Genomic DNA, 8494 nt, shown 5'->3' on the forward strand with positions numbered 1-8494 from the left:
ATATAACATTTTTAAATAGAAATACTTAGTTAGTTATTACATACCCCATAAAACCCTAAATATTTAATTACAATAAAAAAACAATAGTTGCAATGATCATTTTTAAATAGAAAAAATAATGGCAATGTTAAAACAACGTAAATAAACTTCCTTTTATGTCTTTTTAGTTTTACAAATAGGAACACCACTAACAGAGTATATTTTATGAACTTTGTTACGTGAGATGAATAATAATATTTCTTTAAGGATATAAAATGAAAAATGTATTTAAATTTGCCCCCGTTGCAGTTGCAATCGCTTTTAGCATGAATGCGCAAGCTGCACAGTGGCAAGATGCACAGCAAGTTAGCTCTAATAACAAAATCTCTAACTCTGTAATGCAGCAAACTATCAGCCAACAACTTAATTTACCAAATGATTATCAAATGAAAGAAGTACGTCGAGTTGTGCTTGCTAATGGTAACGTAAAAGCAAAATACCAACAGCAATATAAAGGCATTCCTGTTTATAATAGTGCAGTCGTTGCGCAATCAAATAGCTTTGGCTTAATGCAATCAAGTGTTGGTCAAGTACTAACAAATATTGAACAAGATATTGCTTCTACAGCTGTAACATTAACAGCCGATGAAGCAATGAGAAAATTAATTGCTCAGAGTAGTATAAAAGTAACTGCTGAAAACAAAAAGACTCAACTTTACGTATATCTAGACGATCACCAAGAAGCGCGTCTTGTTTATGAACTATCTTACTTTAATGCGCATAAACAACCTACTCGCCCATTTGCCATTATGGACGCAAATACTGGTGAAATAATTAAGCAATGGGAAGGTTTAACACATGCTTTAGTTGGCACTGGCCCTGGGGGCAACGAGAAAACGGGTCAATATGAATATGGTACTGACTTTGGTTACCTAGATGTCAGCCAATCTGGTAATACGTGTACTATGAATAATGCCAATGTAAAAACTGTTAATTTAAACGGTTCTACATCAGGTTCTTCTGCCTACAGCTATAATTGTCCTAGAAATACAGTTAAACAAATCAATGGTGCATACGCGCCATTAAACGACGCACATTATTTTGGTGGTGTTGTGTTTGATTTATATAATGATTGGTATGGTACAGCCCCATTATCTTTCCAGTTGACTATGCGTGTTCACTATTCTAGTAATTATGAAAATGCATTTTGGGATGGTTCTGCAATGACATTTGGTGATGGTGCTAATACTTTTTACCCACTTGTTAGCTTAGATGTTTCTGCTCATGAGGTAAGTCATGGATTCACAGAACAAAATTCAGGTTTAGTCTACAGTAACCAGTCTGGTGGGATCAATGAAGCTTTCTCAGATATGGCTGGTGAAGCAGCAGAGTTCTTTATGCAAGGATCAAATGATTGGTTAGTGGGCGCTCAAATATTTAAAGGCCAAGGCTCTCTTCGTTATTTCCAAGACCCAACACAAGACGGCAACTCAATTGGTCATGCATCCAACTATTACAATGGCATAGATGTGCATCATTCAAGCGGTGTATTTAATCGTGCTTTTTACTTACTTGCAAATACTACTGGTTGGGATACAAAAAAAGCATTTGAGGTCATGGTCAGAGCAAACCAATTATATTGGACTGCCAATACGACATTTGATGAAGCTGCGTGTGGCGTAAAAAATGCGGCGACAGATGCAAGTTACAGTACAGATCACGTTGTTGCAGCTTTTAATACTGTTGGTGTAGATGCAACATGTGGCGGTGGAGGTGGAGGTGGTGACACTGAAACTGAATTACAAAATGGTGTTGGAGTAACTATATCTGGTAATAAAGATTCTCAAACTCTGTTTTATATTGATGTACCAGCAGATGCAACTGATTTAGCTATTCAAATCAATGGTGGCAGTGGTGATGCTGATTTATATATGAAAGCAGGCAGCACAGCATCTAAATCAAATTATGATTGTCGCCCATACAAAAATGGTAACACTGAAAGTTGTACAGTAGCAGCGCCTGAAGCAGTGCGCTATTCAGCTATGATAGACGGTTACGCTGCTTATTCAGGTATGTCTTTAGTTGCTAGTTATACTGAAGGTGGCTCAGGCGGTGGTACTGGTACTTTTGAAAATAACCAAAGCTACCCAATTCCAGATAATAATGCAGCTGGTGTGACTAGTGATATCGCTGTAGCTGATATTGGTAATGCATCAAGTGTGAGTGTTGAAGTAGACATTAACCATACATATAAAGGTGACTTAAGAGTAAGTTTAATTAGTCCTTCAGGTGTAAATTATGTACTACATAAAAACTCTGGCGGTAGTGCTAATGATATCAAAAAGACTTATTCTGTTACTTTAAGTGGCACCGATACAGCAGGTACTTGGCAATTAAAAGCTGTTGATAGTGCATCTTGGGATACTGGCACAATTAATCGCTGGTCTATGACTTTCTAAAGAGATATAAACAACTCTATTTCCCAGAAATTTCATCAAACCTATATCGCTTGCGATATAGGTTTTTTAACTTATTAAAAGTAACAAAATGAATTTCAATATATATACCCACCTTATTTTAAGAGAGTAACCATTAATACAAAGATGCGCCTAGATCATCAGTTACTCAACAGTCCTGAAACTCGTATATTGAAATGGCTTATGTATACGTTCAAATGAAACTTATGCTTAATCACTAGTATTAAGATTATCTTGTTGCATATAAATACGTAAATGTTATTTTTAGCGCATTGTAATTTTCAGGAAAAAATATTATGCCAAAGGCAAGTGACATTAAAAAAAATACAGCAATTGAATATAACAACAGTGTTTTCATCATCAGAGATATTGAACGCTCAGTACCACAAGGTCGAGCAGGCGGAAGCCTATACCGAATGCGTATGTACGATGTGGTTTCAGGTTTAAAAGTTGACGAAACTTTTAAAGATAGTGACATGCTGACACTTGCTGATTTAATCCGTCGCCAAGTCATGTTTTCATACCTAGATGGTGATGAGTTTGTATTTATGGATAATGAAGACTACACACCTTATAACTTAAATAAAGAAAGCATTGCAGATGAAGTACTATTTATTGATGAGAATACACAAGGCGTTCAAGTTGTGTTAGTTGATGGTTCTGCAGTGGGCATTGATTTACCGTCTAGCGTTGAGCTAGTGATCACTGAAACTGACCCATCAATTAAAGGTGGTTCAGCAACTGCGCGTACAAAACCTGCCATTCTTTCTACAGGTTTAACAGTTCAGGTGCCTGAGCATATTTCTACTGGCGATAAAATCAAAGTAAATACTGAAGAACGTAAATTTATGGGCCGTGCTGAATCTAAATAAGTCCTGTAAACAAACAACTTAAAGGGACATCAGCCCATTTTAGATGGGTTTCAAAGCGCTTTATTAACGGAAATGGTATAAATACAAATCACAAGCAATAAAAAACCTGATAATTTTCATGTTCAGGTTTTCAATAACTTATAAAAATCTCGGCCGCAAGCGACCGAGATTTAAGATCGTCCAAAGCTTTATCGCAAACGATAAAACTAACAAAGCCTTAAAAAGCCAACACTATCTAGCACGGAGACAAGCCCCGAGATTTCGCTACGCTCTGTTAAATTACTAACTAAAAAGCTTTATCTATTCTTACACTACCATTAGCTAAGTAAATTAAACGTATTTTATCATCTCTATTAAATATCATTCTAGAATCAAAATCTTGTACTACCATGTACGCTTTACTTTGATCTGTTTTAATCATCATCTCCACTAAACGTAAGCTTGTTTTACGATACTGTGGATGTTTATTATCTAAAATAGAAGCCCCAATTAAAGAACCTAAAATAGTCGCTGCAACTTGACCACTTCCATCACCAAATTGGCTACCAATTGCGCCACCAATTAATGCGCCACCAAAAACTTTCCAACCTTTATTTTTGTCTCGAATTAATTCCTGTTGTGTGATGTTTCTAACAGACTGCACTTTACCAAATAACACTTCCTGTACTGGCACAGCTTTATTTCTTTCATATCCAGCACTAACATGCGCACTAAATATAAAAGAAATTAGTAATAAGGTTATTACTTTTGTCATAATAAGTACCTTTTGAGTTTTACTACCAGCCTATACCAGCTGTTTCTCGAGTTTTGCGAATTTCGGTTTCATCAGCCCATTCAACTAGTCCACTCTCTAAATCCATCAATCTCATTGTGAATTTATAATATACGTCTGATTTATCTTTATTCGACTTTACAATACTCGATAAATTACCGTATAGCATATACTGCGCTCCGACTTGTTTACCAAAAGCGATTGCTTTATTTGGGTTAACCATACCGCCTTTTTGTTGAAAATTTAACTGTTCACGTGCTGCTTCTACTCTGCTCATATCAACAAAGCGGAATTTACCTGAACGTAATAACTTAGTTGATACAGAATCTGTAATGGATTCTGTATCTATATGTTCACTGGTTTTATTCTTAATACGCTCAACAAAAACAACAGGCCTGTTATTGGCAGTTAATGTCCCTACAACTGGTGATAATAATAATGAATCAGTCATTTGGGTGGCTACTTTTTGTAAATCAGTTGAACCAAAATTAATATCTGTTGTTTCAACGGCTGTTGCATCACCATAACTCACTACAGCTTTATTAGCACAACCCGTTAAAACTAAAACAGTCATACCTATTGCGGTACCTACAATTACTTTTTTCAAGGGATTATCCTTCTTTCTAATTAAATCTAAATTCGTTTTAAAATCTTTGTGCTTTAGTTGAAACTTCTCGCACATATACTTTGAACTTTGAAGCTTTAACTGATGGCGCTAAAGCAGCTAAACTAATTACTGCAAAACCATGTAAATCAAGAGGTTTCCAAGATGATTTACCAGCTTCAACAGCAAAACCTTGATCATCAAACCATTCAAAATGATATTGCAAATTTTGTGATCTTTTATAATTACTACTCAATTCAATATTAAGTTGTAATAAATCATTATTCATACGACTGATCACATTTGTTATCTGCAACTTTTTAGTTAATTTAGGATTATCAAACTTTAAATGCATCCTATAATTATCTGATTCAGTCATTTGGTTTATGCCTATACCTGAAGTGACTGGTTTTACACATCCAACCATCACAGAAACACTCACAAAAATAATTAATTTTAAAAAATGAGACATTTAACAAGCCCTTTATAAGTTAACTGTTTTGTAATCAATATGATTACCCGTTGCTATAATATTTACTAACGTGATGCGATTTGCCTTTACATCAACATTAATTTGTTTATTAATCCCGCCAACTTTAAGCGATAGACTATGTTTTCCTGGTGTTAAATTTGCTCTTAAAATATTGCTAGATTGTGGCAAGGTTAGCCAACTTCTCGTATCAGCACGCTCAGATGATAAGTTATACAAATTAGCGATAATATTGCCAACATCACCACCTTCTTTACTCATTTTTTTTCGCATTTTTTCTTTTGCGATAAGTCTAATAACCTGACGAGTTATCAAACTCGGCAATTGTGACTTTAAAGTTTGTGCAGCTAAGGCATCTACTTTAACAATTTGATCAAACTCTAAAGTTTTATGATCTATATCCAATTGTGCTGAGGTATCAAATTGATTCGATTGCTGATAAACCGGAAGCGATATACTATAAAAACGCATCTCATCTTTACTGGTATAAACTGGTAAACGTAATACCATTTCATCTCGTTCTTCAACCAAGCCTTGATCATACATAACAACAACTTGACCTATACTTTTTTGCTCATTATTGTTGTATTTTCCAAAACGTTTTTCTAACTTTGTTAAATCATCAGTCATGCCTAATTTACTTGCCAGCTTTAAGACATCATGCTGCAAATATTGGTTGTCTGGATATATTTCTAATGCTTTTTTATAATCTATATAAGCATCATTTAATTCCCCAGACGCTTCATAAAGCACTGCTGATATATAAAATGTATAGGCATTTTGAAAACCATTTTTTACTTTACCAATCACATCTTCCATTTCTGGATATGTTGCACTGATACTTTGCCAATCAAGTTCAACATCATCTTGTAAACTTGTAATCGCATCATTGATGGTATCAAAATTATTTTTTAAGGCTGCTCTTTGTACTAAATTCGCTTTTCTTATTTCAATAAGTGCACCTTCATGATCATCCAAGTAAAGATAATTCAATGCTTGATAGCTATGCATCATGCTTTGTTCATAATCTGGAACCATATAAGTAATAGCATTATCGTTACTAATAATAGCGCCTATATTTTGTATTCCTTTACTCACTTGAAACTTAGCTTTAAGCTTTTGCTCATCTATATAGGCACTTGCTTGGCTAAAATAATGTTTACTAGCTTTATAATCCCCCGCTAAATGCTTTAAGCGTCCCTTTTCTAATAAAACTAACACATAGTTAGTATCTGAAATATCTCGCTCAGGTACTTGCTTTAAAGCTTGCTCATACTGACCATTAATCGTTTGTAACTTTACGGGTTCCATTTGCTGTGCATAGCCGGAGAATAAGTCTCTAAATTGAATGGTCGCACAACCAGACAAAGTGAAAACCACTAAAATACATACAAATTTTGAAAATATAGGCTTTAACATGAAATACTAATTACTCTGAAATCTAAAAACAATATCAATCAAACGATTTGAGATTGATATTCTATATAAAAAACGAATAAATAACGTGAGCAATTGTCTAAAAAGTGTAAGAAATCGTAAGATAGGTTTTATCATTATAAGCACCATTAGCTATTATCAACGCTATTAGCTTAATATGGTATACATTAACATAAACTGAATAAAGACTTTAACGCTTAATCTCGCTAAAGCCCCTGTCTATATTATATGTTGTTATTCTACAACTTCAACATCAAAATAATGTTCAACACATTTTTGATAATCGCCTTGTTGTAATGCAAAGTGACGTGTTTGGTAACCAACCAATTTACAAGAAAAAGATTTGCCTTCTGGGTTTTCAGGATAGTAACCCCAGTCTTGGTCCCAGTAAACTAATAATGCACCAGCTCCATTTTTATCAAAACGTTTTTGATCTTTACAACCTAATTCTTCATTCGCTTCAATAGGCACATTTAGATTGTTTGCATGGGCTTGATAATAAGCAATGCGATTAACAGATTGTGGCTTTTCATAGCCATGACCACATTCAATCCCGCCATTAATCACATTTGTTGTTGCACCAAAGCCAGGTTTAATACCATTTTCGCTATCGTGTGCATTCGGCTGCCAAGTACCATCAATGACATGTAACATACTTGGTTTAGGTGATGCTGGATATGCAAAAAAGAACACTGCTGAAGCGATATTTAACCAACTAGTTGCAACCCGGTCAGGATCATCTAATAATACTTTGGTATCGCCAAACATTGCTTGTGAAAATGGGCCATAGTTATAGTTATAACTAAGTTGTTTCGCACCTCGTCCAAAGTACTTTTTATAACTCCCGTCAGTATTTGTGCCACATTGCCATGTTTGACCTTGCCACGTATCAGGTGAGCATTCCGCATTATATAGACAATTAGGTCCATCTTCATCACAACCAGCTTCACGCACATACACTAAGCCTTGACGCCATTGATCGATTTCTGAATTAGGATCGTGACCACCCGTTTCTTGGGTAAAGTGCGCAAACATCGTTGCTAATGACTTTCTACATATCGCATCTGAATCACGTCCGTCATCATAACTTGCACAAAAACCAGAAAACTTAGCGATTGATTTTAAAAATTTCGTATAAGTATACGCTACATCACGATCAGGAAAAGTATTTACCCATGAAGCTTCATCAATAATTTTCTCTACACGTTTTACATTTACTGGGTTAGTAGCAAGTCCAGACTTTACAGCTTCTACATTTTGATTGTCTAATGTGGCAATTGATGCTTTCACTTCAACAAATAATGGCGTATCTGTTAATATTTGCTCTTGAGCTTCAATTTCACTTTTAAGCATAGTATATCCGCCACCAGGTTTAGGCTGAGGACCAGCGGGGTTACCAGGAGTTGTATCTCCATTACCGGAACACTCACCTGTACTGCCGCCCTCACATTCCCTCAGAAACAGCCAAGGCCCCCATTGATTTGTTTTATCTGGCGTATCACCTTGAGTCCAATATCGCGCTTCAAAAAGAGATGCACTATAAAACACCTGATCACCGTTTAAATAAACCCCATTAGGCTTAAATTCTTCAAAACTGGTTGATTCAACTTGGTCATTATTGGTATCTGCATTAACTACATTAACTACATTAATAGCGATAATGTTGGGTAATAAAAGCAACATGCTCACTAATGTTTGTTTTTTTATTTTAAACACAACTAGCACCTATTTTGTTAACTTTAAGTTACATCCTGATAACAAATGACAGCGATGTCAATCGTATTCGATAAATAACTCCATTAAATAAAAAATATCTTTCCACATCAGAACAATAAAAACCACAGCAATTCTCGCTCAATATAA

7 protein-coding genes are annotated in these 8494 nt (G+C 35.1%); 2 read left to right on the top strand and 5 right to left on the bottom strand.

The features are described from left to right. Positions 1-254: 254 nt before the first annotated feature. The gene (locus CJF42_RS29120; RefSeq protein ID WP_170940655.1) at positions 255-2438 is read left to right on the top strand and encodes a M4 family metallopeptidase; all 2184 of its coding nucleotides are present in this window, start codon (positions 255-257) and stop codon (positions 2436-2438) included. Positions 2439-2752: 314 nt separating this feature from the next. Then, positions 2753-3328: an elongation factor P-like protein EfpL gene (gene efpL / locus CJF42_RS18595; RefSeq protein WP_095368115.1), complete on the top strand. Its 576-nt coding sequence runs from the start codon at positions 2753-2755 to the stop codon at positions 3326-3328. Between the two features lie 286 nt (positions 3329-3614). Here efpL and CJF42_RS18600 read toward each other — a convergent pair whose 3' ends face one another. The 5 genes from CJF42_RS18600 to CJF42_RS18620 all read right to left on the bottom strand — a co-directional run bounded on the left by CJF42_RS18600 (position 3615) and on the right by CJF42_RS18620 (position 8347). Continuing rightward, positions 3615-4082: an outer membrane lipoprotein gene (locus CJF42_RS18600; RefSeq protein WP_095368116.1), complete on the bottom strand. Its 468-nt coding sequence runs from the start codon at positions 4080-4082 to the stop codon at positions 3615-3617. Between the two features lie 22 nt (positions 4083-4104). Next, positions 4105-4674: a penicillin-binding protein activator LpoB gene (lpoB, locus tag CJF42_RS18605; protein ID WP_252097667.1), complete on the bottom strand. Its 570-nt coding sequence runs from the start codon at positions 4672-4674 to the stop codon at positions 4105-4107. A gap of 70 nt (positions 4675-4744) precedes the next feature. Then, the gene (locus CJF42_RS18610; protein ID WP_095368118.1) at positions 4745-5176 is read right to left on the bottom strand and encodes a YcfL family putative periplasmic lipoprotein; all 432 of its coding nucleotides are present in this window, start codon (positions 5174-5176) and stop codon (positions 4745-4747) included. Between the two features lie 12 nt (positions 5177-5188). After that, entirely contained in the window at positions 5189-6613 is a 1425-nt protein-coding gene (locus CJF42_RS18615; protein WP_095368119.1) for a COG3014 family protein, read from the bottom strand. Between the two features lie 252 nt (positions 6614-6865). Further along, positions 6866-8347 (bottom strand): glycoside hydrolase family 19 protein, encoded by a 1482-nt coding sequence (locus CJF42_RS18620; RefSeq protein WP_252097663.1) that lies wholly within the window; start codon positions 8345-8347, stop codon positions 6866-6868. Between the last annotated feature and the right edge of the window lie 147 nt (positions 8348-8494).

The sequence above is a fragment of the Pseudoalteromonas sp. NBT06-2 genome (genome assembly GCF_002276045.1).
GTDB lineage: Bacteria > Pseudomonadota > Gammaproteobacteria > Enterobacterales > Alteromonadaceae > Pseudoalteromonas.

Excerpts from the sequence above, each read along its gene's own strand:
- CJF42_RS29120 (WP_170940655.1), top strand. The coding sequence starts at position 255 with ATGAAAAATGTATTTAAATTTGCCCCCGTTGCAGTTGCAATCGCTTTT.
- efpL (WP_095368115.1), top strand. The coding sequence starts at position 2,753 with ATGCCAAAGGCAAGTGACATTAAAAAAAATACAGCAATTGAATATAAC.
- CJF42_RS18600 (WP_095368116.1), bottom strand. The coding sequence starts at position 4,082 with ATGACAAAAGTAATAACCTTATTACTAATTTCTTTTATATTTAGTGCG.
- lpoB (WP_252097667.1), bottom strand. The coding sequence starts at position 4,674 with ATGACTGTTTTAGTTTTAACGGGTTGTGCTAATAAAGCTGTAGTGAGT.
- CJF42_RS18610 (WP_095368118.1), bottom strand. The coding sequence starts at position 5,176 with ATGTCTCATTTTTTAAAATTAATTATTTTTGTGAGTGTTTCTGTGATG.
- CJF42_RS18615 (WP_095368119.1), bottom strand. The coding sequence starts at position 6,613 with ATGTTAAAGCCTATATTTTCAAAATTTGTATGTATTTTAGTGGTTTTC.